Source organism: Microbacterium sp. NPDC055683 (genome assembly GCF_053617895.1).
Window position 1 is genome coordinate 130,124 of record NZ_JBSHGQ010000001.1, and the last position, 21,041, is coordinate 151,164.

General features: G+C 69.6%; 20 protein-coding genes. 14 read left to right on the forward strand and 6 right to left on the reverse strand.

The annotated features are described in order from the left end of the window. Position 1: 1 nt before the first annotated feature. The 7 genes from ACWGPF_RS00570 (at position 2) to ACWGPF_RS00600 (ending at position 7,915) form a co-directional block, all read left to right on the forward strand. On the forward strand, positions 2 to 1,654 hold the full coding sequence (locus tag ACWGPF_RS00570) for a (2,3-dihydroxybenzoyl)adenylate synthase (RefSeq protein ID WP_452330961.1): 1,653 nt from the start codon (positions 2 to 4) through the stop codon (positions 1,652 to 1,654). Between the two features lie 25 nt (positions 1,655 to 1,679). Further along, positions 1,680 to 2,507 carry a PaaX family transcriptional regulator gene (locus tag ACWGPF_RS00575; RefSeq protein ID WP_452330962.1) on the forward strand — a complete coding sequence of 276 codons (828 nt, stop codon included), beginning with the start codon at positions 1,680 to 1,682 and terminating at the stop codon, positions 2,505 to 2,507. Positions 2,508 to 2,595: 88 nt separating this feature from the next. Then, positions 2,596 to 4,047 (forward strand): aldehyde dehydrogenase, encoded by a 1,452-nt coding sequence (locus tag ACWGPF_RS00580; protein WP_452330963.1) that lies wholly within the window; start codon positions 2,596 to 2,598, stop codon positions 4,045 to 4,047. Between the two features lie 27 nt (positions 4,048 to 4,074). Then, complete coding sequence (locus ACWGPF_RS00585; protein WP_452330964.1) at positions 4,075 to 5,175, forward strand: NAD(P)-dependent alcohol dehydrogenase; 1,101 nt, start codon at positions 4,075 to 4,077, stop codon at positions 5,173 to 5,175. Positions 5,176 to 5,250: 75 nt separating this feature from the next. After that, positions 5,251 to 6,324, forward strand: coding sequence for a cupin domain-containing protein (locus ACWGPF_RS00590; RefSeq protein ID WP_452331043.1), 1,074 nt, complete (start codon positions 5,251 to 5,253; stop codon positions 6,322 to 6,324). Next, positions 6,324 to 7,166 carry a fumarylacetoacetate hydrolase family protein gene (locus ACWGPF_RS00595; RefSeq protein ID WP_452330965.1) on the forward strand — a complete coding sequence of 281 codons (843 nt, stop codon included), beginning with the start codon at positions 6,324 to 6,326 and terminating at the stop codon, positions 7,164 to 7,166. Before ACWGPF_RS00590 ends, ACWGPF_RS00595 begins: the two co-directional genes overlap by 1 nt. Beyond that, entirely contained in the window at positions 7,166 to 7,915 is a 750-nt protein-coding gene (locus ACWGPF_RS00600) for a maleylpyruvate isomerase family mycothiol-dependent enzyme (RefSeq protein ID WP_452330966.1), read from the forward strand. The genes ACWGPF_RS00595 and ACWGPF_RS00600 overlap by 1 nt, the downstream gene beginning before the upstream one ends. A 38-nt stretch (positions 7,916 to 7,953) precedes the next feature. Here ACWGPF_RS00600 and ACWGPF_RS00605 read toward each other — a convergent pair whose 3' ends face one another. Continuing rightward, on the reverse strand, positions 7,954 to 9,012 hold the full coding sequence (locus tag ACWGPF_RS00605) for a TetR/AcrR family transcriptional regulator (protein WP_452330967.1): 1,059 nt from the start codon (positions 9,010 to 9,012) through the stop codon (positions 7,954 to 7,956). Here ACWGPF_RS00605 and ACWGPF_RS00610 point away from each other — a divergent pair. Next, a complete protein-coding gene (locus ACWGPF_RS00610) occupies positions 9,011 to 9,154 on the forward strand; it encodes a hypothetical protein (protein ID WP_452330968.1) in 144 nt (47 codons plus the stop codon). The genes ACWGPF_RS00605 and ACWGPF_RS00610 overlap by 2 nt on opposite strands. A 295-nt stretch (positions 9,155 to 9,449) precedes the next feature. Here ACWGPF_RS00610 and ACWGPF_RS00615 read toward each other — a convergent pair whose 3' ends face one another. Genes ACWGPF_RS00615 through ACWGPF_RS00625 form a run of 3 tightly spaced genes read right to left on the reverse strand, consistent with a single transcriptional unit; the run spans position 9,450 to position 11,411 of the window. Continuing rightward, a complete protein-coding gene (locus tag ACWGPF_RS00615; RefSeq protein WP_452331044.1) occupies positions 9,450 to 9,929 on the reverse strand; it encodes an alpha/beta hydrolase fold domain-containing protein in 480 nt (159 codons plus the stop codon). Then, positions 9,821 to 10,774, reverse strand: a complete 954-nt coding sequence (locus ACWGPF_RS00620) for an alpha/beta fold hydrolase (protein WP_452330969.1) — start codon at positions 10,772 to 10,774, stop codon at positions 9,821 to 9,823. The genes ACWGPF_RS00615 and ACWGPF_RS00620 overlap by 109 nt, the downstream gene beginning before the upstream one ends. Continuing rightward, entirely contained in the window at positions 10,701 to 11,411 is a 711-nt protein-coding gene (locus ACWGPF_RS00625; RefSeq protein WP_452330970.1) for an SDR family oxidoreductase, read from the reverse strand. Before ACWGPF_RS00625 ends, ACWGPF_RS00620 begins: the two co-directional genes overlap by 74 nt. Positions 11,412 to 11,530: 119 nt before the next feature. On the opposite strand from ACWGPF_RS00625, the gene ACWGPF_RS00630 reads away from it, so the two are divergent. The 6 genes from ACWGPF_RS00630 to ACWGPF_RS00655 all read left to right on the forward strand — a co-directional run bounded on the left by ACWGPF_RS00630 (position 11,531) and on the right by ACWGPF_RS00655 (position 17,348). Further along, complete coding sequence (locus ACWGPF_RS00630; protein WP_452330971.1) at positions 11,531 to 12,472, forward strand: LysR substrate-binding domain-containing protein; 942 nt, start codon at positions 11,531 to 11,533, stop codon at positions 12,470 to 12,472. A gap of 63 nt (positions 12,473 to 12,535) precedes the next feature. Next, entirely contained in the window at positions 12,536 to 13,891 is a 1,356-nt protein-coding gene (locus ACWGPF_RS00635) for an MFS transporter (RefSeq protein WP_452330972.1), read from the forward strand. A 24-nt stretch (positions 13,892 to 13,915) separates the two neighbouring features. Continuing rightward, a complete protein-coding gene (locus ACWGPF_RS00640; protein ID WP_452330973.1) occupies positions 13,916 to 15,079 on the forward strand; it encodes a mandelate racemase/muconate lactonizing enzyme family protein in 1,164 nt (387 codons plus the stop codon). Positions 15,080 to 15,118: 39 nt separating this feature from the next. Further along, entirely contained in the window at positions 15,119 to 15,571 is a 453-nt protein-coding gene (locus ACWGPF_RS00645) for a VOC family protein (RefSeq protein ID WP_452330974.1), read from the forward strand. Continuing rightward, positions 15,568 to 16,572, forward strand: coding sequence for a cyclase family protein (locus ACWGPF_RS00650; protein ID WP_452330975.1), 1,005 nt, complete (start codon positions 15,568 to 15,570; stop codon positions 16,570 to 16,572). Before ACWGPF_RS00645 ends, ACWGPF_RS00650 begins: the two co-directional genes overlap by 4 nt. A gap of 26 nt (positions 16,573 to 16,598) precedes the next feature. Next, positions 16,599 to 17,348 carry an SDR family NAD(P)-dependent oxidoreductase gene (locus tag ACWGPF_RS00655; protein ID WP_452330976.1) on the forward strand — a complete coding sequence of 250 codons (750 nt, stop codon included), beginning with the start codon at positions 16,599 to 16,601 and terminating at the stop codon, positions 17,346 to 17,348. A gap of 49 nt (positions 17,349 to 17,397) precedes the next feature. On the opposite strand, the gene ACWGPF_RS00660 is transcribed toward ACWGPF_RS00655, so the two are convergent. Together ACWGPF_RS00660 and ACWGPF_RS00665 are read right to left on the reverse strand one after the other, a co-directional pair. Further along, complete coding sequence (locus tag ACWGPF_RS00660) at positions 17,398 to 19,650, reverse strand: beta-glucosidase (RefSeq protein ID WP_452330977.1); 2,253 nt, start codon at positions 19,648 to 19,650, stop codon at positions 17,398 to 17,400. Further along, positions 19,647 to 20,957 (reverse strand): MFS transporter, encoded by a 1,311-nt coding sequence (locus ACWGPF_RS00665; protein WP_452330978.1) that lies wholly within the window; start codon positions 20,955 to 20,957, stop codon positions 19,647 to 19,649. The genes ACWGPF_RS00660 and ACWGPF_RS00665 overlap by 4 nt, the downstream gene beginning before the upstream one ends. Between the last annotated feature and the right edge of the window lie 84 nt (positions 20,958 to 21,041).

The window sequence follows — 21,041 nt, forward strand, 5'->3', positions numbered from 1 at the left end:
TATGAACGCTCCGACCCTGGACGGCGTCGTCCCGTGGCCGGCCGATGCCGCGCGCCGGTATCGCGAGGCTGGATTCTGGGAAGACAGGGCGCTGTGCTCCTACGTGCGGGAGGCCGCCGCGCGCGGGCCGGAGAGGATCGCCGTGGTCAGCGGCGACGTCCGCATCTCCTACGCCGAGCTGATCGACCGCACGGATGCGGCGGCGGCCCGCCTGCTTGCCGTCGGACTGCGGCCATCCGAGCGCGTCGTCGTTCAGCTGCCGAACGACTGGCAGTTCGTGGTGTTCACGCTGGCATGCTTCCGGACCGGCATCATCCCGGTCATGGCACTGCCGGCGCATCGCCGACACGAGCTCACCCATCTCGCGGAGCTCTCGGGAGCCGTCGCGGTGGTCGTCGCCTCCTCGTTCAGGTCCTTCGACCACGAGGCGCTCGCATGGGAGGTCGCCGACAAGGTCGAGAGCGTCCGCACCGTCCTCGCCACGGGTGATGTCGGCCCGCGATCGATCGCCCTGGATCCGCTGCTCGAGCCCGCCGGGCACAGCGAGCCGGCTGCGGATCTCGATGCCATCGCCCCATCGCCCGACGCGCCGGCGTGCTTTCTCCTCTCCGGGGGGACGACGGGTCTGCCGAAGCTCATCGTCCGCACGCACAACGACTACGCCTACAACATCAGGGCCACCAGCGCGGTCGTCGGCCTGACCGGGGACGACGTCTTCCTCGGGACGCTCCCGGCATCGCACAACTTCCCCCTCGCGTGCCCCGGCGTCCTGGGTGCGCTGTTCCAGGGCGGCAAGGCCGTGATGCTCCCCAGCCCCGAGCCCGTCAAGGCGTTCGCGGCGATCGAGCGGGAGGGCGTCTCGGTCGCCGCAGCGGTGCCCGCGGTCGCGCAGCGCTGGATGGAGCATGCTCGCGTCGCGGGCATCGCGGAGCTCGCTTCGCTCCGCGTCCTCCAGGTCGGCGGCTCTCGCATGCCCGACGAGCTCGCGGCGCGCGTCGCCCCCGAGCTCGGCACGACCCTGCAGCAGGTGTTCGGCATGGCGGAGGGACTCATCAACATGACGAGGATCGACGATCCCGAGGAGGCGATCGTCTCGACCCAGGGCCGACCGGTCTCCGAGGGCGACGAGATCCGGGTCGTCGATTCCGAAGGCGTCGACGTCGCAGACGGCGTTCCCGGTCTGATCCTCACGCGCGGCCCATACACCCCCTGCGGATACTTCCGAGCACCCGAGCACAACGCCAGAGCGTTCACGGAGGGCTGGTACGGGTCGGGCGACGTCGTCGTGCGTCGACCAGATGGAAACCTCGTCGTCCATGGCCGCGAGAAGGACCTCATCAACCGCGGCGGCGAGAAGATCTCCGCCGAGGAGGTCGAGAGCATCGTGTACGGCATCGAGCATGTCGACCTCGTCGCGGCGGTGAGCATGCCGGACCCCGTGCTCGGCGAGCGGCTCTGCCTGTACGTCACGATCGAGGGCTCCGGAGACCTGACCCTCGAAGATGTCCGCGCCCACATGGAGGACCATGGTGTGGCGGCCTTCAAGCTGCCCGACCGACTCGTCCTCGTGCCCGAGATGCCACTGACGAAGGTCGGCAAGATCGACAAGCGCGCGTTGCGGGAGGATGTCGCGGCGCGGTTGGCGATGTCCTGACATCCACGAGGAGGATCTCCCGACCATGCCCATGAAACCCCGCGCGCTCATCCTCGACCTCTTCGGCGACTACCTGCGCTACGCGCCGGAGGTGCGAGCAGGTGCCCTCGGCCTCCTACTCGCCGAGTTCGGTGTCGAGCCGGCGACGGCGCGCGTCACGTTGTCCCGGCTGCGTCAGGAGGGATGGTTCTCGACACGGCGCTCCGGGCGGGAGACCTACTACCGGGCGACGCCGATGCTGCTCGACATCCTCGACGAGGGACGGTCGCGCATCTTCGCGCCCTATCCCACGGGGTGGGACGGCACCTGGACGACGGTCGTCTTCCAGCTGGCCGATTCCGATCGCGCGGCACGGGAGGGCATGAGGAAGACCCTCTCGTGGCTCGGCTTCGCCCCACTGGCCGGCACGACCTGGATCTCGCCGAGAGGTTCGTCGGGCGTCGGAGAGGAGCTGCGTCGCGATCTCCCCGGCGTGCAGGTCGATGTCTTCGTCTCCCGGACCGATGATCCTGCCGCGGACCGGGAGCTCCTCCGGCGATGCTGGGATCTCGACGCGCTCGCCGCGGTTTACCGGGCGTTCCTCGACGAGCACCGGGATACCGCACGCAGCGCGGGGGCGATGGCAGGACCGGACGCGCTCCGCGCGCGCATCGAGCTCACCGCGCGCTATCGCCGGTTCCCGCTCCAGGATCCCGGCATCCCCTCCGTGCTGAGACCAGTCGACTGGCCAGGCGCGGACGCGCACGCGCTGTTCCACTCCACGCACGATGCGCTGGAGGCCGCTGCGACGGAGTTCGTCGAGACCGTCGTCGGCGTCCGCATCGGCGCGCAGTTCACCTCCGCAAACATGTAACAGACAAGCGCGCCTGGACGTGCTACCGTTACATCACCTCGCGAAGACCGCAGGTGATCCATCTGTCAAAGACGACGAAGGAAGACCCGTGAACACTCACCTCATCATCGACAATGAGACCCGCGACGCACGAGAGGGCCGGATCTTCGCCCGCCGGAATCCGCTCACGGGGGCAGTCGTCTCCGAAGGCGCCGCAGCGAGCGTCGAGGACGCCCTCGACGCGGTCGAGTCCGCGGCGAGCGCCTTCCCGGCATGGTCGACGACCGGCCCGTCGGAACGTCGCAACATCATGCTCAAAGCCGCGGACATCATCGAGCGCCGTGCGGGCGAGTTCATCGAGGCCATGATGGCGGAGGTCGGCGCAGCGCAGCTGTGGGCCGGCTTCAACGTCTTCCTCACATCGCAGCTGCTGCGCGAGGCCGCGGGGCTCGCGACGCAGATCCAGGGCGAGACCATCCCCACCGACAAGCCGGGCACGCTGTCGATGACGTTCCGTCAGCCGGCGGGCGTCGTCCTGAGCATGGCGCCCTGGAACGGCGCGGGAGTGCTGGCGGCGCGGGCGATCGCCTACCCCATCGTCTGCGGCAACACCGTGGTCTTCCGCGCGTCGGAGACGAGCCCCCGGACGCACGCGATCATCGCCGAGGTCATGCACGAGGCGGGCCTGCCCGCGGGAGTGCTGAACTTCCTCACGAACGCCCCGGAGGATGCCGACCGCGTCGTCGAGGCGATCATCGCGCACCCGTCGGTGCGCCGGGTGAACTTCACCGGGTCGACCGCCGTGGGCCGGATCATCGCCGAGAAGGCGGCGCGCCACCTCACGCCGGTGCTCCTCGAACTCGGCGGGAAGGCACCGCTGGTCGTGCTGGACGACGCCGACATCGACGGCGCCGTCAACGCCGCCGTGTTCGGGTCGTTCATGTACCAGGGGCAGATCTGCATGTCGACGGAGCGCTTCGTCGTCGACGAGTCCGTCGCAGACGAGTTCGTCGAGAAGTTCGTCGCGCGTACGCGCACGCTGCCGTCGGGAGACCCGCTGACCGATCCCAACTGCATCGTCGGACCGATGATCCGCCCCGAGTCCGGGGACAGGATCAACGGCCTCATCGACGACGCGGTGGCGAAGGGCGCGTCCGTCGTGGTCGGCGGACCCGCGGCCGGAGCAGCGATGGACGCGACGATCATCGATCACGTCACGCCCGAGATGAGCATCTACGATCAGGAGACCTTCGGGCCGATCACGACGATCGTGCGTGTCTCCGGCCTGGACGAAGCCATCCGCGTGGCCAACGACACCGAGTACGGCCTTGCGGCCGCCGTATTCGGACGCGACACCAGCCGCGCGATCCAAGCGGCGCTGCGCATCGACGCCGGGCATGTGCACGTCAACGGCGCGACGGTGCAGAACGAGGCGCAGGCGCCGTACGGCGGGGTGAAGGCGAGCGGATACGGACGTTTCGACGGCCGGGCGGTGATCAACGAGTTCACGGATCTCAAGTGGATCACGGTGGAGCCGGCCGACCAGCAGTACCCGTTCTGACGCCGCCTCTGAGACGGAGGACCATCTATGCAGATCACCGCCGCTGTCGCCAGGAATCCCGGCGAGGAGCTCGCCATCGAGTCGATCGACCTCGACGACATCCGCCATGACGAGGTGCGCGTCCGAATGGTCGCGACCGGCGTCTGCCACACTGACGCGATCGTCCGCGACCAGGTGTACCCGACTCCGCTGCCCGCGGTGCTCGGACACGAGGGCGCCGGGATCGTCGACGCGGTCGGATCGTCGATCACGACGGTGCGACCGGGCGATCACGTGCTCCTCGCCGCCGCGTACTGCGGGCACTGCGGTCGCTGCCGTGCGGGCCAGATGGCCTACTGCGAGAACCTCTTCGCTCAGGACTTCGGTGGACGCCGCGCGGACGGCAGCACGGCTCTGAGCAAGGATGGCGAGGTCATCTCGTCGCACTTCTTCGGCCAGTCGTCCTTCGCCACGCATGCGAACGTCGTCGAGCAGAGCATCATCCGCGTCGACGACGACGTCCCCCTCGACGTCGTCGCGCCACTCGGGTGCGGCATCCAGACGGGCGCCGGAGCCGTGCTGAACGAGCTGGATCCCGAGATCGGCAGCACGCTGGTCGTCATCGGGACGGGCGCCGTCGGCTCCGGGGCGATCATGGCCGCGGTCGTCGCGGGCTGCCGTCATATCATCGCCGTCGACATCCACGCCTCGCGTCTCGCGCTGGCGCGCGAGCTCGGGGCGACGGACGTGATCGACACGACCTCCTCCGACCTCGGCGAGGAGATCATGAGGATCACGGGAGGGCGAGGCGCGGACTACATCGTGGACACGACCGCGCGTCCGGCGCTGCTGCGTTCCGCCGCAGACGCCCTCGGCATCCGCGGAACGCTCGCCCTCGTCGGCGCGGCCGCGCCGGGCACAGAGGCGACCTTCGAGATCGGAGCGTCGCTCGTGAAGGGGTGGACGTTCCAGACGATCGTCCAGGGCAGCTCGGTCCCGCAGGTGTTCATCCCGCAGCTCATCGGGCTCTGGCGTGAAGGGCGCTTCCCGCTCGACAAGCTCATCCGCACGTACCCCTTCATCGACATCAACACCGGATTCGCGGACTCCGCCTCCGGCGCGACGATCAAACCCGTCGTGGTCTACTGACGCGTCCGTGCGGAGTGGAGGCCGAGCCCGCTCCGCACGGACGACCCCTCTCGAAAGGAACTCACCGTGGAGCAGATGGACGGCACTGCCGACACTCCGGAGCTGGAGGCGCTCTACCGCGACTTCGCCGACAACAGTCTGGCACCGCTGTGGACCCAGCGGGACGACCTCATGCCGTTGACGCCGACTCCCGTCGCCGTCCCGCATGTGTGGAGGTGGAAGACGCTCTTCGACATCGCCGAGCGGTCGGGCGAGCTCGTGCCGGTCGGGCGCGGCGGCGAACGGCGCGCGATCGGACTGACGAATCCCGGGCTCCCCGGGACCGCCTACGCGACGCCGACGCTGTGGTGCGCGATCCAGTACCTCGGAGGGTTCGAGACCGCCCCGGAGCACCGGCACAGCCAGAACGCCTTCCGGTTCGTCGTCGAAGGCGAAGGAGTGTGGACCGTCGTCAACGGCGATCCCGTGGCGATGCGCCGCGGCGATTTGCTCCTCACACCGGGCTGGAACTTCCACGGTCACCACAACGACACGGCAGAACCGATGGCGTGGATCGACGGCCTCGACATCCCGTTCTCGAATTACACGGACGTCGGGTTCTTCGAGTTCGGCGCTGATCGTGTCACCGACGAGGCCTCGCCCGACACATCGCGCGCCGAGCGTCTCTGGGCCCATCCGGGCCTGCGCCCGCTCTCCGGTCTGGACCGGAAGACGAGCTCGCCCTTGTCGGCCTACCGCTGGGAGCACACAGACGCGGCGCTGCGGGAGCAGCTCGCCCTCGAGGACGAGGGCTACCCGGCGACGGTCGAGCAGGGGCACGCGGCCATTCGGTACACGAATCCCACGACCGGCGGCGACGTCATGCCGACCATCCGCTGCGAGTTCCATCGCGTGAGGGCCGGGTTCGCCACCTCCGCCCGACACGAGGTGGGTTCGTCGGTCTGGCAGGTCTTCGAAGGCGAAGGCGCCGTCGTCCTGAACGGGCGACGGCATCAGCTGACGCGTGGGGACATCTTCGTCGTCCCGAGCTGGGTCAGCTGGGAGCTGCAGGCAGAGACCGACTTCGACCTGTTCCGCTTCAACGACGGACCGATCATCGACCGCCTCGGGTTCGCCCGAACCTACACCCCCGGAAAGGACGCTGTCTGATGCGCCTCGCCACTCTCCGCCTTGAAGGCGCCACCCGCGCCGTCCGCATCGACGGAGACGTCGCCGTCGAGATCGACGGCGCCGCCGATGTCGGCGCGCTGCTCCGCGACACACGGTGGAAGGAACGATCGGCTTCGGCCCAGGGCCGCTCGCACGACATCGCCTCCCTCGAGGATGCACAGTGGGCGCCACCCGTCGTCTCCCCCGGCAAGATCGTGTGCGTCGGCCTGAATTACCGCAACCACATCCGCGAGATGGGGCGCGAGCTCCCGGAGTTCCCGACGCTCTTCGCGAAGTACCCTGAGGCGCTCATCGGCCCGTACGACGTCATCGAGCTGCCCGCGGCAGCAGCTGACGCGGTGGACTGGGAGGCCGAGCTGGGCATCGTCGTCGGCGCCGTCGCCCGGCGGGCCGGTGTCGAGCAGGCCGCGGCGGCCATCGCGGGATACACGGTCGTGAACGATGTCACGATGCGCGACTACCAGTACCGCACGCCGGAGTGGTTCCAGGGGAAGACCTTCGAAGCGACCACGCCGATCGGACCGGTCGTCGTCACGCCCGACGAGTACGAGCTGGGAACCGAGCTGTCGTGCGCCGTAGACGGCGAGACGGTTCAGAGCACGCGGACGGACGACCTCGTCTTCGGCCCTGCGCAGCTCGTCGCGTACATCTCCCAGATCTTCACCCTGCAGCCAGGTGACGTCATCGCCTCGGGAACCCCCGGCGGAGTGGGGCATGCGCGCACGCCGCGCCGCTACCTCCAGCCCGGCGCCGTGCTGACCACGTCGGTGGGGGGGATCGGGGAGCTGCGCAACGAGGTCACGGCCGAGAAGGCCTCCTGATGCCGGCGCGCACCGACAACGTCGACGACCCGGAGCTGGCCAGGGCCCTGCTCCTCATGCGTCGGGGCCAGGCGTACTTCGCGCGGAAGCTCTCCGAACTGCGCGACGACGACTTCGATGCCCCGTCGCTCCTCCCCGGATGGACTCGGAGGCACCTCGTCGCCCACGTCGGCTTCAACGCGCGCGCGGTCGCCCGCCTCGTCGACTGGGCGGCGACCGGCGTCGAGAACCCGATGTACACGTCTGACCGCCAGCGGGCGGAGGAGATCGCCTTCGGCGCGACCCTTCCCGTCGAGGCGCTGCGCAATCTCGCCGCCCACGCCGCGGTCCACCTGAACGTCGAGTGGCGCGACCTCCCTGTCGATCGATGGACCACGCAGGTCAGGACCGCGCAGGGGCGCATCGTGCCGGTGAGCGAGACCGTGTGGATGCGGACCCGCGAGGTGTGGATCCACGCCGTCGACCTGGCGAACGGCGCTCGCGTCGCCGACTTCCCCGCGGAGCTCCACGACCGCCTGCTCGCCGACCTGATCGCCGTGTGGCGCCGAAAACGCGGCCCGGAGGATCGCGACATCGTCCTGAAGCCGACCGATCGCGCAGCGGTCTACCGGGTCCTCGAGGCATTCGACGACCCAATCCAGGTCAGCGGCACGGCGTCGGAGATCGTCGGCTGGGGGATCGGCCGCGAACCGCGCGGTGCGCGCGCGGCAGACGGGAGCGCTCTACCCGCGGCGCCGACCTGGCTGTGAAGACTCCGTGAGCGACGCTGGACGGAGCGGGCGGCGGCTCACGGCGAGCGGGAGAGCAGCCGGTCGAGGTACGCGTCGAGCGTCCCCCGGATGCTGATGGCCGACTCGTAGAGCGACTGGATCTGGATCCCGTCCCGGAGCGCCGCGAACCACTCCGCTTCGAGCGCGGGATCGGCCTGGCGAGGGAGTGATCCACTGCGGTGCAGTTCGTCGAAGAGGGGGGCGAGCTGCGCGCGTACGGAGAGATGGCGCTCTCGGAAGTACGCATGCGCGGGATGAGCGGGCGCTGTCGCCTCGCTGAACAGCACCGTGTACAGCGCCACCATCGGCGGCTCGGCGTCGTCGGAAGTGCGGCCGACGTAGTGCCGGAGGGCGTCCTCAGGCGCCATCGTCCGCTCCACGGGGGCGATGGCGATGCTCGCGTCGCGCTCGGCGAGGACCGCCGCCAGAAGCGAGGGCTTCGAAGGGTAATGGTGGAGAAGCGTCGATTTGGGGATCCCCGCCCTGTCGGCGACCGCCTGGATGGTGAGACCGTGGTAACCGCGGTCGGAGAGCTCGGCGCGCGCCGAATCCATCGCGCGCGCACGAAGGGCGTCTGCGGCCGGGTAACCGCGCGCCGCGGGCGAGGGATCGAGGGCGGTCGGTGACGGCGACGGTGACCGGCGCGGAGCGGCATCGCGTACGTCAGCCCCGAGCAGCGCCAGCCGATAGGCCAGCATCGGCGCCGCCCTGCCGGCCGGCGTGTAGCGCGCGTGGATCTGGAGACCGTCCCACGCCGCGAGGAGCCGCACCGCTTCGCCGGATGCATCGTCGATGGCGAGCGTCGCGAGGGCCGCCGCCGTGCGCTTCCGAGCGTCCCGATATCGCTCGCGGAAGAAGTCGTGGGCAGGGTGCGATGGTGCGGTCGCGGTGCCCGAGAGGAAAGCGAACAGCGCCGAGCGACCGGGATTGCGTTCGCCGTGCTCGGCCAGAGCCACGAGGTGGAGCGGGTCCGCCGCATCTGCCTGCGCGACGCGCAGCCAGTCCTCGTCGGCGTCGAGGAACCGGCGCATCAGCGCGCTCAGAACGTCGTCGCCAGGTCGGTAGAGCCGGAGCATGCCCGCCGGCGAGAGGCCGATCGTCTTCGCCAGTCGACGCAGCGTGGTCGAGAGCGCACTCGCGGTCTCCGCCGACACGCAGGTGCAGCGCGTTCCCTCGAACGTCTACCCGTCGATCTACGACATCCGGCCGGTCGGTTGAGAAGACGGCTGCGCGGCCGCGCGCGGTCCGGCGTCAGGACTGATCCGTGCGCTGCCGCGCGGCCGAGGCGATTGAACACCGCGCTCCGTCGAAGAAGGCGTCGAGCGCGCCGCTTCTCGCGGTGTCGCCCCACGGGAGCGCCGCTCCGAACGCGACGTTCTCGTCGCGTAGAGGGTCGAGCCCGCCCAACTAGATGAGCGTCGAAGGGAGCCCGTGGAGGTCTGCCGCGAGCGGGGCGCCCGTGGATCGGACGGGCTCATCCCCGCCGGGACGTAGGACGCGATCGCGAGATCGTTCACGCTCCGGGTAGGGAAGTGAGTGTCGCCGAGCAGTCGCCATGATGCCGTGTCCACCCGATCGCAAGCGTGGCGTACATGAGCCACTGCGCCACGAGATCCGGGCCGTTCGCGTCGCGTGCCCGCAACGCGGCGCAGACCGCGATGTTGGCGCCCGCGCTGTCGCCGGCGATCGCCGGGAGCGATGCGTCGCCCCGAGCTGCGCCGCATGCTCGGCGAGCCAGACCAGTGCGTCGTACACATCGTCGACTGCTCTGGCCTGGCGCGAGAGCAGCAAGAGGTCGTCGTACCGCAACGTCTCGTCGGGACCATTCAACCGGAGACGGAAGTGGAGGAGAGACCGTCGCCCGGGCGACGGCGTGATTGCATGCTACTGAGGATCCGCTGTGCCGGTCCCCCGTGCGGAGGCTCGCGTGGTGCGGTCGAGAAACGCGATGAGCTCGTCGTTGAACTTCTCCGGCTCGTTCCAGTGCGGACAGTGCCCGCTCGCCTCGTAGACGCTGAGGTGCGCGTCCGGCATGGTCGCCGCCATCCATTCGAAGCCCCCGAGCGGGAAGGAGGGGGAATGCCGCCCGGTGACGAGGAGGGCGGGGATGTCGACGAGGGGGAGCACATCCCGCCAATCGGATGCGAAATGGTCGAAGACCAGCGCGCGGGGGAGCGTCGTGAAGTCGCCCATCCTCCCGCACGAGCCGAGCAGCTCCTCGACGTGCGCCGGCGCGGGCGGCTCGCGCTCGAACTCCGACCAGCCGGCCCTGCCGGCGATCTGGTCCTCGAGCAGCGGCCACGTCACATGCCGCACGCCCCACTCCCAGGATTCGTCGTTCACGATGCGCGGCGACTGGTCGATCGCGACGAGGGCGGACAGGCGGGCCGTGCCGCCCAGCCCGATCGCCGCGAGTGCCACGGACACGCCCATCGAGTGGCCCACGAGCGATACGTCGGCGAGCTCGAGTGCGGTGAGGAGCTCCATGAGGTCAGCGCCCAGGCGGGCGATGCTGTGGCCGTGCTCCGGTGAGTCCGAGTGTCCGTGGAACCGGTGTTCGACGGTGATCACCCGGTATCCCGCCGAGCGCAGAGCAGCGCTCTGCAGTGCCCAATGCCCTCGGTGGCAGAGCATCCCGTGCAGGAGGACGACAGGGCGGCCAGCTCCGACGTCCGCGAAAGCGATCCGCGCGCCATCGGATGTGGTGAAGTGCGTGTCCATGGGGACTCCGTGATCGTGAGGAGGGAAGAGCGCGCTGAGGGGCTCAGACCGCGGCGACGCCGACGGTGAGACCACCGCATACGTAGAGTGTCTGCCCGGTGATGAACCCCGCGTCATCGCCGAGGAAGAATGCGGCGGCGTTGGCCACGTCCTCCGGCTGTCCGACACGGCCGACCGGCACGCTCTCCACGATGGCCCGTGTCCGCGCGGAGTCCGCGGGGTTCGCGTGCAGGAAAAGCTCGGTCGCGATGGGGCCGGGGCCGATCGCGTTCACCGTCACACCGCGGGGGCCGAGCTCGAGCGCCCACACGCGGGTAAGGCCGATGAGTCCCGCCTTCGCGGCCGCGTACGCCGTGCGCAGCTCCTTGCCGAGTGCGGCACGGGAGGTCATGTTGACGATGCGACCGAAGCCGGCCTCTGCCATCCCGGGGAGCACCGCCTGCGTGCACTGGACGGCGGCGCGCAGGTTGAGCGCGAATGAGGCGTCCAGGACGTCGAGCGTCTGGTCCTCGAGCGGGCCGGGGAAGACGGCGCCGACGTTGTTGACGATCCTCGTGATCGGGCCGTCCTCGAGCGCAGCGGCGAGCGCGTCGGCCGTGCTCCGCTCGTCGGACAGATCGGCGATGAGCGACCGCCCGACGGGCGCCTCGTCACGGTCGATCACGACGACCCGCCAGCCTTCGGCCTCGCCGCGCTCGGCGATCGCCCGGCCGATCCCCGACGCGCCCCCCGTCACCAGCAGTCGACCGCTCATGGCTCCGTCACCCTTCTTCCGTCGTCATTGGCCCTGACATCACACCAGCACGGCATGATCGTGTCCAATACGAATCATGGCTAGATTCATCTGAGGCCGGACATAAAGGAGGCACGGTTGTGGAGATCCGCGATCTCGAGGCGTTCATCGCCGTGGCAGAGGAGCTCCATTTCGGGCGGGCGGCCGAGAGGCTGAGGATCTCGCAGCCTCCACTGAGCAGTCGCATCCGCCAGTTGGAGCGGGAGCTCGGACTCGAGCTGTTCGCGCGGAGCACCCGAGCGGTCGCGCTGACGGCCGCCGGAGCGCGCCTGCTCGGCTCCGCGCGTCAGGTGGTCGCCCAGGTGAGGAGCACCCGCGCCGTCGCGGAGGCGCTCAAGACCGGGGAGGACGGCGTCGTCAGGCTCGGGTTCGCCGGGGTGTCGAGCCATCGAGTGCTCCCCCTTCTCAGCCACGCGGTACGAGCGGCGCACCCCCGGATCGATCTCCAGCTGCGGTCCCAGACCTACGTGTACACCGCCGTCGAGCTGCTGAGGGAGGGTGAGATCGACCTCGCGTTCTCCCGCCTTCCCGCGCACCCCGATCTCGACTCCCGCGTCGTCGAGATCGAGCGGATCGTGTGCGCGATCCCCGAGCATCATCCGCTCGCGCATCACGAGGCGATCCGGATGGACGACCTGGCCGACGCCGACTTCGTGAGCCTTCCCGGCGACCAGGGATCGATCCTGCAGGCCACCATGCTCTCGCTCTGCATCGCCGCCGGCTTCCGGCCGCACGTCGTCCAGGAGGCCCCCGACTCCGCCACCGTGCTCGCGCTGGTCGCGGCCGGGGTCGGCGTGACGATCACGCTCAGCTCGGTCGCACCCGCGCGCGACCTCGGAATCGTCTACCGGGAGATCGACGACATCCGGCCGAGCCACATGTTCGCCACCCTCACCTGGCGGCGCGGTGATGACTCGCCGGCGCTCGCGCGTGTACTGGGGGTCTCCGAGATCGCGCTTCCGACGCCAGATATTTCTGGATTCGCAAATAATCCGTTTATCAAAAGTATTGGACGCGAATGAATATCTGCGCCTAGCGTCGGACCGACGGTGCGATCGCGCCGCACTCGATGGAGAGGCGAAAACATGGCACAGCGGACGGAGGCGGAGGTCGCGGCATTGGACGCGACGATCTACCGCAAGCTCACGAAGCGGATCATCCCGATTGTGATGCTCGGAATGTTCATCTCGTACATCGACCGAGCGAACCTCGGCGTGATCGCCGGTCCGCTGTCGCTCGACCTCGGATTGACGGCGGCGTCGTTCGGACTGGCCGCGGGATTCTTCTACATCGGATACCTCATCCTCGAGATCCCCTCGAACATGGCGCTAGCGAGGCTCGGAGCGCGCGTCTGGCTCGGGCGCATCATGATCACGTGGGGTGCCGTCACGGTGGCGATGGCGTTCATGCAGAACGAGATCAGCCTCTTCATCATGAGGTTCCTGCTGGGGGCGGCGGAGGCCGGCTACTCGCCGGGCGTGGCGCTCTTCCTCGCTCTGTGGTGCCCGCCGCGTCTACTGACCAAGGCGTACTCGATGCTCAACCTCGCCGTCCCCGTCGCCCTGTGCATCGGCTCGGTGCTCACCTCCAGCCTGCTCCTCCTGGATGGCATGCTCGGCGTCGCCGGATGGCGCTGGGTGTTCTTCATCGAAGGTCTCCCCGCGATCGCTCTCGCGATCTACATCTTCGTCAAGCTGCCCTCCAGCCCCTCCCAGGCGACGTGGCTGACCGACGAGGAGAAGTCCCACCTGTCGGCCACGGTCACGCAGTCGAGCGGAGCCGCGCACGAGCTCAAGCAGATCCCCGCCACGCTCAGGCGGCCATCCGTGTGGGTGTTCTCCGCCGCCTACTTCAGCATGCTGGCCGGCTTCTGGTCGATCACCTACTTCCTGCCCACGATCGTCGCCGAGGACTTCGGGCTGGACCCCGTCGCGTCGGGATTCCTCTCGGCGGTGCCGTGGGTTTTCTCCGCGATCGTCATGTTCGCCGTCCTGCGGAGCATCGCGAGGACCGGTGAGCGGAGGTGGCACCTGACCGGTCTCATGGCGGCCGCGGCCGTCGGACTGTTCACGGGCGTCGTCTCGGGAAACGCTGTGCTCTCGCTTGCAGGCATGAGCATCGCGGCCGCGGGATTCTTCGGAGTGCTGTCGACGTTCCAGGCCACCGTCGCCCAGGTCTATGCGGGCGCCCTGGCTGCCGTGTCCATCGCCTTCGTGAACTCCGTGGGCAACATCAGCGGCCTCGTCGGCCCGTACATCCTCGGCGCCGTCCGCGATGCGACCGGGTCGACCGACTCCGGGCTCCTGGTCATGTCCGGATTCTTCGCCCTGGCGGCTGTGTTGGTCTTCCTGGTCGTCGGCTGGGCCGATCGGCGGACGGGCGGACAGGGAGCGCGAACGCGCCCGCAGGCCTCGCGCACCCGAGACGCTCAGACCATCTGATCGATGACCGAACCGGAGCTGGACATGACCGCACAGACCTTCGTCGACACCGACGCGAACCTCGCCGGGCGCCGTGCACTGGACGATCGGATCGTCGCCGTCCGGGCGATTCCCTACGCGATCCCGTACGCGAAACCGCTCGCGTTCGCAAGCGGGTCGATCGACGTCGCCGACAACGTCCTCGTGCAGGTCATCACCGAATCCGGCGTCATCGGCACGGCAGAAGCCCCGCCGCGCCCCTACACCTACGGCGAGACCCAGGAGTCGATCGTCGCGGTCATCGGCAAGCTGTTCGCGCCGGCGGTGATCGGCAGGTCCGTCTTCGACCGGGAGGCGGTCCGCCGTGCGCTGGAGCGCACGGTCGGGAACCACACCGCGAAGGGCGCCATCGACATGGCGATGTGGGACGCGGCTGGACGACTGCTCGGCATGCCCGTGCACCGCATGCTCGGAGGATGGACAGATCGCCTTCGCGTGAGCCACATGCTCGGCTTCGACGCGCCGGCGCGCGTCGCCGATGAGGCGGTGCGCCTTCGCGCGTCCCTCGGGATCACGTCGTTCAAGATCAAGGTCGGGCGTCGGCCGATCGACGACGACGTCGCCGTGTGCCTCGCTCTGCGCGAGGCGCTCGGCCCGCAGGCGGAGCTGTATCTCGACGGCAACCGGGGCTGGACCGCGGCGGAGTCCGCCGAGGCGCTGCGCCGGCTGGCGGACGTCGGTCTCTCGCGCGTGGAGGAACTGTGCCCCGCAGACGACGTGCTCTCACGGCGCTGGCTGACCGCGCAGACGCGCGTGCCCTTCGTCGCAGACGAAAGCGCGCCCACACCGGCTGACGTCACCCGCGAGATCCTCTCCGGCGCCGCCACCGCAGTGAGCATCAAGACGGCGAGGACGGGGTTCTCGGACTCGCTCCGCATCGCGCACCTCGCGCAGGGCCTCGGCGTGGATGCCGTCATCGGCAACCAGATCGATGCGCACGCGGGAACAGTCTGCTCGCTCGTGTTCGGCGCCTCGCAGGAGACCACCTCCCGCAGCGCCGCCGAGCTCTCCAACTACCTCGACCTGTCCGACAGCCTCCTGACGGAGCCTCTCGTCATCTCGGACGGCGAGATGATCGTCCCTGTCCTGCCGGGTATCGGCTTCGACATCGACCCGGAGAAGCTCGGCCGGTACCGGGTCGACCGCTGACCACTGAAACGCGCATCGCGCACGACTGAAGGGAACACCATGGCGAAACTCCGCCTCCACCACGTCAACGTCACCTCCGACCGGATGTCGGTGCTCACCGACTTCTACAAGAACGCGCTCGGACTCGAACTGCTGCCGTCCCCTCCCATGATCGCGACCTCGGCAGCCGAGACCGACGACGGCGACGCAGCCTGGGAGGATGCGGCGAAGTTCTTCGACGCCGGCGACCCGAGCGAGCTCCAGATCCACGCCACCCAGCGGCAGCCCTATCTCGCCGCCCAGGAGGGGCACTCCGTCAACCCGCTGATCGGCGGCCACTTCGCCTTCCGCACAGACGACATCGAGGAGATCAAGGCGCGGCTCACCGAGCACGGCATCCCGTTCGACGACTGGGGGATCTGGTCGGTCGAGGGCTGGCACCAGATCTTCCTCACCGATCCGGCCGGCAACATGATCGAGATCCACCAGGTCACGGGCGACGCCGACGCATGACCGGCACCGAGGGCGACCCGGGCGCGCTGCCGACCTTCGCGCAGCTGAAGGAGCGCCCCGGGTCGCTCGGCGGCACGGCCTGGGGCGTCTTCGGCGAGGATGACGAGCTCGGCACGGTGAACCTGCTCACGCGAGAGCGCGTGCTGCGCGCGAGAGACTCGATCGTGCACGGCGACGTCTTCGCGCTCAATCTCCCCCTCGACGCCTTCGACCCGCCGCTCATCGCCCACCGCGGCAATCCGCGTCACGACGTCTTCGGCCTCAACCAGTTCCACAGGGACGACCGCATCGACGGCCTGTTCCCGCAGGCGTCGACGCAGATCGACGGACTCCGGCACTTCGCCCACCCCGACCACGGGTTCTACAACGGCGTGGCGGGGGACGAGATCCGCGCGGGAACAGCGCGTCTGGGTGTCCAGCATCTCGCGGAGCGGGGGATCGCCGGGCGGGGGGTCGTGCTCGACCTCGATGCCTACCGGAGTGCCGTCGGGCGCCCGATCGACGACGATACGAGTGAGCACATCCCCATCGCCGACGTCGAGAGCGCTCTCAGATGGCAGGGGACCGTCATCGAGGACGGCGACATCCTGCTTATCCGGACGGGCTGGCTGACACGAGCGCGCACGCGGCCCCGTCCTGCCGACGGGCGGATCCGGAGCGCTGGCCTCGCCGCGGCCGAGGAGACCGCGGCCTGGTTGTGGGACCGGCGGATCGCTGTCGTGGCCGCCGACAACATCGCGCTCGAGCCATGGCCCGCCGACCCGGCTCGCATGCCGACGGATGCCGAAGGCGACGGGCGGCTCGCGCCGTCGACGCATACGGGGATGCTGCACCGCACCCTCATCCCGCTGCTCGGCCTCGCCATCGGCGAGCTGTGGGACCTCGACGCACTTGCGGCCGCATGCGCACGACGCGGTCGATTCGACTGCTTCGTGACGGCGCAGCCGCTCAACATCACCGGCGGGGTCGGAAGCCCCGCCAACGCAATCGCGATCATCTGAGATCGCGCACACGGAAGGAGCGCCCGATGACGGACGCACAGGACGAGGTCGTCGTGATCACAGGGGGCGGATCGGGCATAGGCCTGGCCTGCGCAGAGCAGGCGGCGCGACGTGGTGCCCGCGTCGCGGTCCTGGACGTCAGCGCGGCAGCCGCCCATCAGGCGGTGGCCGGCCTGGAGGGCGGACCGCACATCGCCGTCGCGGCGAACGTCGCGGATCGCGCCGCGATGGAGACGGCCATCCAGACGGTTGCCGACGCGATCGGCCGTCCCACGGCCGTCGTCGCGGCCGCGGGCATCGTCTCGCGCACGGCGCTGCGAGACGTGCAGCCGGAGGAGTTCCGGCGTGTGCTGGCCGTGAACGTCGAGGGGATGCAGAACACGATCGCGGCGGCGGTGCCTCATCTCCAGAGCGCGGAGGGACGCGGTGCCATCGTGGCGCTCGGCAGCGTGGCGGCGCAGACGGGCGGCGGCCTCATGGGCAGCGGCGTGTACGCCATGTCGAAGGCCGCCGTGATCGGGATGATCCGGGGCTATGCGCGCGAGCTCGCTCCCTGGGGCATCCGGGCGAACGTCGTGGCGCCCGCCGCCACCGACACGCCGATGACGAAGGCCCTCAGCGACGACGAGCGCAGCCGCATCGCCGGGATGTCGTTGATCGGGCGCCTGAGCGATCCGCAGGAGATCGCCTCGACTGTGAGCTTCCTACTCGGCGCCGGGGCGGGGTCGATCACAGGGCAGGTGATCCAGCCGAACGGCGGCGTGCACTTCGGCTGACGGGGGCGTCGAAGCGGGGCCGCGGTCGCGCCACGGCCCCGCTCACCCGTCATTCGGAGTGCTGGTCTCGGATGAATCCGTCCAGGTCCTCGGCGTCGAGCGGGACGCCGGGGAACTCGACGAGCGTCTGGAGCGTGATGCCGAGGACGTTGATGCGGCCGGCCGGGTCTCCGAGGAGATCTCCGATGCGCCCGCGGAAGCCTCCGCGCCGTTCGGCGACGGAGGACAGCCGAGGGCCGATGACGGGGTGCGCGAGGAAGTCCCCGAGCGTGGAAGACAGGCTGAGCGGTATCTCCGCACCCTCGCCCTCGATCTCGATCGACTGCTCGAGCCGCAGATCGCGCGATGACGCGCCGACGAGCACGTCCAGTGCACCGCCGTCGAACGACCACGCGCCCGCGGCTCTGTTCCAGTGCGCCAGCCGGTCCTTGCGCACGGAGATCCGGACTCGGGTCTCCTCGCCTGCGGCGAGCTCGACCCGTCGCCATCCTCGGAGCTCGCGCGGGGGCGTGCGCACCCGCGCTCCGTGGTCGGTCACGTACAGCTGGACGACGTCGGACCCTCGACGCGCGCCGGTGTTCGCGATCGTGACCTCGGCGGTGAAGGCCAGGACGTCGTCGCGGTCATGGGGGGAGACGACGAGGTCGCGGTACTCGAACGCGGTGTACGACAGGCCGTGTCCGAAGGGGTGGTCGACGGCGATGCCGCGCGCCTCATACGACCGGTAGCCGACGAAGACGCCCTCTCCGTAGCCGACGGCGCCTCCCTCGCCGGGGAAGTCGAGGAATGCGGGGGTGTCCTCGAGACGGAGGGGGATGGTCTCCGTCAGCCGCCCGCCCGGGTCGACGTCGCCGAGGATCACGTCCGCGACGGCCTCGCCGTGCGCCTGACCCGTCAGCCAGAACTCGGCGATCGCGCCCACATGCTCCCGCCAGCCGGCCGTCGTGACCGCGGATCCGTTCGAGAGCACCACGGCCTTCTGCGCGGGGACCTCTCGGAGCGCCTCGATCAGTGCCCGCTGGTCGGCCGGGAGGTCGATCGACGTGCGATCCCTCCCCTCCGCCTCGTATGCGTCGGGGAGGCCGAGGAACAGTACGACGACGTCCGCGCGCCGTGCGACAGCCAGGGCCTCATCGATGACCGCGGGCGGGGAGTCACGGGCATCCAGGGAGTACCCGGGTGCGTACTCCACGACGCCCCCCCGTGCGCGGAGTCGTCCGGTGAGCTCGTCCAGCCCCGTGGAGACGCGGGTCGGATTCACATGCGAACTGCCCCCGCCCTGGTATCGCGGCTGCTCCGCCAGCGCCCCGATGATCGCGATGCGGGGCGTTCGGACGGGGTCGAGGGGCAGAGTGCCGTCGTTGGTGAGGAGCACCGCCGACCGCGCGGCGGCACGGCGCGCGAGCGCATGGTGCTCGTCGGCGTTGATCGGCTCTGCGGGAGCGTCGGTCTCCGTGCGGTCGGCGAGCAGACGCAGGCGCTCCACGACGCGTTCGACCTGCGCGGGGGCGAGCCTGCCGTCGGAGACGGCCTCGCGCACCCGAGGGTCCTCCGGACGGCCGGGCATCCGCAGGTCGAGTCCGGCTGCCACCGCCGCGACCGGATCGTGCACGCCACCCCAGTCGGAGACGACGACGCCGTCGTAGCCCCATTCCTCGCGGAGCACCGTCGTCAGCAGATGGGTGTTCTCCGAGGCGTGGACGCCATTGATCCTGTTGTAGGAGGACATGAGCGCCCAGGGGGTCGACTCCTCCAGAGCGATCTGGAAGGCACGGAGGTAGATCTCCCGCAACGGGCGCTCGTCGATCTCGGCGCTGACGCGGTGCCGGTCCGTCTCCTGGTTGTTCACGGCGAAGTGCTTCACGCAGGCCGCGACCCCCTGGCTCTGGAGCCCGCGCACCACGGCGCCGGCGAGCACTCCCGTCAGGAGCGGATCCTCGGAGAAGTACTCGAAGTTCCTGCCGCACAGGGGGCTGCGCTTGATGTTCATCCCCGGACCGAGCACGACGTCGACGCCGGCGGCACGTGCCTCGCGACCGAGTGCCGTGGCCACCTCCGTGACGAGGTCGGGGTCCCACGACGAGGCGAGCGTGACGGCGGGCGGGAAGCACGTCGCCGGGGCGCTGCGTTCGATGCCGAGGTGATCGGGGTTCTCATCGTCCTGCACCCGCAGTCCGTGCGGACCGTCCGCGAGCCGCAGTGCGCGCAGGCCGAACCGCGGCGCGGCGGTCGTCGTCCAGTAGTCCGCGCCGGTCGTGAGGGTCGCCGCGTCGTCGGCGATCGTGGGGGAGATGACCGTCATCGTGCTCCTCGGATGAACTGGATCAGCGCGGCACCGGCGAAGGCCAGGACGGCGGCGGTGAGATAGAGCGAGGTGTAGTTGCCGGGCGAGTCGCCGACGTTGATGGTGAGCAGGAGAGGCGCCAGCAGCGGAGCGACGGTCTGAGGGATGGTGCTGGAGAGGTTGAAGACGCCCATGCCCTTGCCGGCCGCCTTCTCGCCGTCGGGCAGGATTTCGGCGATCAGCGCGTAGTCGACGCCGAGGTAGAGGCCGTTTCCGAGACCGGCGATCGCGATCCCGATGAGGAACATCTCCACGCTGGTCGAGGTGGCCACGACGATCATCGCCACGGCGAACAGCAGGGAGGCTGCGATCACGAACGGCTTCCGTCGGCGCACGCGGTCGCTCAGCCAGCCGCCTGCGATGCTCGAGACGACGACGGCGATCGCGAGGATGAACATGGCGAGGGTGAGGACGGGCGCGACGCTCTCGGTCGTGTACCCCAGGTGGTCGATGAGGAAGTAGGTCTTGTACGTCGTGAGCAGGTAGAGCGAGATCCACGACAGGAACCGACCGGCCCAGGCGAAGCCGAAGTCGCGGTGGGTGAGCGGGTTGATCCAGAGGGCTCCGACGACGGTGCGCAGACGGACGGGCTCGACCTCGTCGCGGTTCCTACGCGCCTCCCGCAGAGTGAGGGCGAACGGGAGCACGAGCAGCACGCCGATGACGGTCGGCCAGAGGAACATCCCGGCTCCGTCCGTGCCGACGACCTGGATGAAGAAGGTGCCGGCGACGACACCCACCTGGCCTGTGACTCCCATGAACCCGGAGACACGGCCGCGCAACCGGGTCGGCACCCGCTCGGGGAGCACGGAGACGATGGCCGCGAGTGCGGCGTTGAAGGCGCACTGAGCCGCGGCCCATCCCACGGCGACCATGAGCACAGACGGGGCGAAGCCGATCGCGACGACGGCGATCGCGCCGAACAGCACGCCGAGGAGGATGAAGGGGCGGCGCTGCCCCCACCGCGACGTCGAGTGGTCGCTCAGGGCGCCGAATACCGGATTCGACACGAGCGCTGCCGCGGCGCCGGCAGCGGAGACGAGGGCGAAGGACCCCGCCTTCCCTTCCGGGTCGAGCTGTCCGACACGCAGGGAGATCGACACCGACGCGGGGGTCACGAGGGCGATGTACACCCCGATCATGGCTGCGATGTACTTCGCGACGAACCAGGTGCCGACGTGCTGTCCGGTGAGGCGGATGTTGCGGGTCGGCGAATCCTCTGGTGTGTCCGCGGCGGTCGTCGGCGACGGGGCTTCGAGCATCATCTACTCCGTTGTGAGATCCGGTGGGGCGGTCGAACAAACAGATAGGTCGACCGACCTGTAGAATAGAGGCGATGGTGTACGTCT

Excerpts from the sequence above, each read along its gene's own strand:
- ACWGPF_RS00625 (WP_452330970.1), bottom strand. The coding sequence starts at position 11,411 with ATGAGCGGTCGACTGCTGGTGACGGGGGGCGCGTCGGGGATCGGCCGG.
- ACWGPF_RS00645 (WP_452330974.1), top strand. The coding sequence starts at position 15,119 with ATGGCGAAACTCCGCCTCCACCACGTCAACGTCACCTCCGACCGGATG.
- ACWGPF_RS00585 (WP_452330964.1), top strand. The coding sequence starts at position 4,075 with ATGCAGATCACCGCCGCTGTCGCCAGGAATCCCGGCGAGGAGCTCGCC.
- ACWGPF_RS00570 (WP_452330961.1), top strand. The coding sequence starts at position 2 with ATGAACGCTCCGACCCTGGACGGCGTCGTCCCGTGGCCGGCCGATGCC.
- ACWGPF_RS00575 (WP_452330962.1), top strand. The coding sequence starts at position 1,680 with ATGCCCATGAAACCCCGCGCGCTCATCCTCGACCTCTTCGGCGACTAC.
- ACWGPF_RS00605 (WP_452330967.1), bottom strand. The coding sequence starts at position 9,012 with ATGCTCCGGCTCTACCGACCTGGCGACGACGTTCTGAGCGCGCTGATG.
- ACWGPF_RS00655 (WP_452330976.1), top strand. The coding sequence starts at position 16,599 with ATGACGGACGCACAGGACGAGGTCGTCGTGATCACAGGGGGCGGATCG.
- ACWGPF_RS00620 (WP_452330969.1), bottom strand. The coding sequence starts at position 10,774 with ATGACGCGGGGTTCATCACCGGGCAGACACTCTACGTATGCGGTGGTC.
- ACWGPF_RS00650 (WP_452330975.1), top strand. The coding sequence starts at position 15,568 with ATGACCGGCACCGAGGGCGACCCGGGCGCGCTGCCGACCTTCGCGCAG.
- ACWGPF_RS00635 (WP_452330972.1), top strand. The coding sequence starts at position 12,536 with ATGGCACAGCGGACGGAGGCGGAGGTCGCGGCATTGGACGCGACGATC.
- ACWGPF_RS00610 (WP_452330968.1), top strand. The coding sequence starts at position 9,011 with ATGCCCGCCGGCGAGAGGCCGATCGTCTTCGCCAGTCGACGCAGCGTG.
- ACWGPF_RS00595 (WP_452330965.1), top strand. The coding sequence starts at position 6,324 with ATGCGCCTCGCCACTCTCCGCCTTGAAGGCGCCACCCGCGCCGTCCGC.
- ACWGPF_RS00665 (WP_452330978.1), bottom strand. The coding sequence starts at position 20,957 with ATGATGCTCGAAGCCCCGTCGCCGACGACCGCCGCGGACACACCAGAG.
- ACWGPF_RS00590 (WP_452331043.1), top strand. The coding sequence starts at position 5,251 with ATGGACGGCACTGCCGACACTCCGGAGCTGGAGGCGCTCTACCGCGAC.
- ACWGPF_RS00600 (WP_452330966.1), top strand. The coding sequence starts at position 7,166 with ATGCCGGCGCGCACCGACAACGTCGACGACCCGGAGCTGGCCAGGGCC.
- ACWGPF_RS00640 (WP_452330973.1), top strand. The coding sequence starts at position 13,916 with ATGACCGCACAGACCTTCGTCGACACCGACGCGAACCTCGCCGGGCGC.
- ACWGPF_RS00660 (WP_452330977.1), bottom strand. The coding sequence starts at position 19,650 with ATGACGGTCATCTCCCCCACGATCGCCGACGACGCGGCGACCCTCACG.